This is a genomic window from Corallococcus sp. CA049B (genome assembly GCF_003611685.1).
GTDB classification, from domain to species: Bacteria; Myxococcota; Myxococcia; order Myxococcales; family Myxococcaceae; genus Corallococcus; species Corallococcus coralloides.
In genome coordinates, this window is the sequence record NZ_RAWC01000430.1 from 1 (window position 1) to 1,798 (window position 1,798).

Consider the following 1,798-nt stretch of genomic DNA (forward strand, 5'->3'; position numbering starts at 1 on the left):
GGTTCGGGGGGTGGCGGTGGTCATCGGGAGCCTCGGGAGCTTGTGTCGGTGTTGGCGGCGGCCTGGCGGGCGAGGGCCCAGCGGAGCATCTGGGGCTTGAGCCAGAGGCGCGGGCGCCCGGCGCCCAGGTCGAGCACCGGACGGGGCATGTCCGGATAGCGACGCAGGTACGTGCTGACGCTGTTGGGGTGGGCAAGGCGCAACAGGCCCGCCACCTCCTGGGCGTCAATCAGGTCCTTCGTGTTCACCAGGGGGCACATGGGGCGTGTCTATACCCGTAGACACGCGGGGATGCACGGTTTCCTTCCCGGGCCGGGCATGGCCGGGGGCCTGCGCGCCAGGGGCCTGCCTGCTTCCGGACACGACAAAGCCCCGGGCTCCAAGAGGGAACCCGGGGCTTCGGGACGGCAGGGACGTCAGGTGGGGAGGACTACTCCGCCCACCAGGTCTCGGTCATCACGCTGAAGCCGTTCACGGTGTCCACGTAGATGTGGACGGTGTTGCGGCTCCAGGGGTCGTTCTCGTAGGTGATGATGCAGCCCTTGAAGGAGCGGCCCTGGGTCAGCGCGTCCAGGTTCGCGAAGCCCGCGTCACGGACCGTGGCGGAGACCTTGGTATTGCCGCCCACGTAGTTGAAGGCGCGCTGGACCTCGGCGCGCACCTCGGCGGCGTCGGCCAGGTTCGGGCGGATGGCGGCGCCGTAGGGGACGCTGGTGGGCTCCAGGCCGAAGCACGTCTTGTCATCGCGGTAGTAGTGGCCGGCGGACGCGATGTTCCACCAGTCGAAGTGGCGCAGGGTGGTGGCGCCATAGGAGCCGTTGCTCGGGATGGCGTTGATGGCGGAGAAGAGCGCCTCCAGGGGGCGGCTCAGGGTGGCGGAGTTGCGGATGTTGCGGAAGCTCACGTCACCGATGCCCGCCGTGTCGGCGATCTGCTGCGCGGTGGTGAAGGGGCGCGCGTTGAGCAGGTTGACGGCGCCGTTCCACGCGTCCGGCAGGACGTCGTGCAGCTCCGAGTCGTCAATGCTGTTCACCAGCGCGACGATGGCGGTCTGGTCGTCACGGGAGATGGCGATGCCATCCATGATGCCGACACAGTCCGCGTCGATGAAGTCCATCGTCCGGGCGCCGCCCTCCAGCTGCTTGAGCCGGGTCGGGCCGACGAGCGGCACGGAGGAAAGGTCCGCCAGCGACGTGAACGGCGCGGTGGCGCGGCGGTTCACGATGTTGGTGACCACGTTGCTGGGCAGGTAGCGGTCGAGGAGCGAGTACGACGCCGTGTTCGCGAACTCGAGGATGCCGGAGCACTCGATGGCCACGTCGACGTTCGTCGTCGTGAGGATGGGGGCCTGCTGCTGCTGCTCGGCGGACGGGGTGGTGGAGCCGGACTCGGGGGGGGTTCCCGCTTCGGAACCGGCACCGCAACCCACGAGCATGCTCACGGCGAGAAGGGCTGAGCCAAGACGACGCATCAGGGACTCCTGAATGAGGGGGGAGTGCTGCGATGAGACGCGGCTTAATACATCAAATCCGTCTGACACCACCGGCCGGATAAGCGCTTTGTTCATGTCACGATTCAGTCACCCTCCACGTGTTCCGCTGGGAGCATTCCGTCCGGCTCCACGGGGCGAGACTTCCTGACGTAGGAGCACACGGACCCAGGGTTGCCTCCGGCACCCGGCCCGGAGTGACCTTCCAGGTTGAGTGCACTTCATGCGACCCTGGGAGTCCATGGGTCAGGAAGGGTCACAGGTGTTCCCGGGGGCGCTCCAGCCCGGCGCGGTGGTGGGGCGTTGGCG

At 68.0% G+C, this 1,798-nt stretch carries 2 protein-coding genes; both read right to left on the bottom strand.

The genetic code is table 11. The annotated features are described in order from the left end of the window. Positions 1 to 20: 20 nt before the first annotated feature. On the bottom strand, positions 21 to 260 hold the full coding sequence (locus D7W82_RS39465) for a hypothetical protein (RefSeq protein WP_014393167.1): 240 nt from the start codon (positions 258 to 260) through the stop codon (positions 21 to 23). 170 nt (positions 261 to 430) lie between these two features. Further along, positions 431 to 1,471 (bottom strand): helix-hairpin-helix domain-containing protein, encoded by a 1,041-nt coding sequence (locus tag D7W82_RS39470; protein WP_120623159.1) that lies wholly within the window; start codon positions 1,469 to 1,471, stop codon positions 431 to 433. Between the last annotated feature and the right edge of the window lie 327 nt (positions 1,472 to 1,798).

What these genes read in the sequence shown, in the direction of transcription:
- D7W82_RS39465 (WP_014393167.1), bottom strand. Translation starts at nt 260, where the DNA reads ATGTGCCCCCTGGTGAACACGAAGGACCTGATTGACGCCCAGGAGGTG.
- D7W82_RS39470 (WP_120623159.1), bottom strand. Translation starts at nt 1,471, where the DNA reads ATGCGTCGTCTTGGCTCAGCCCTTCTCGCCGTGAGCATGCTCGTGGGT.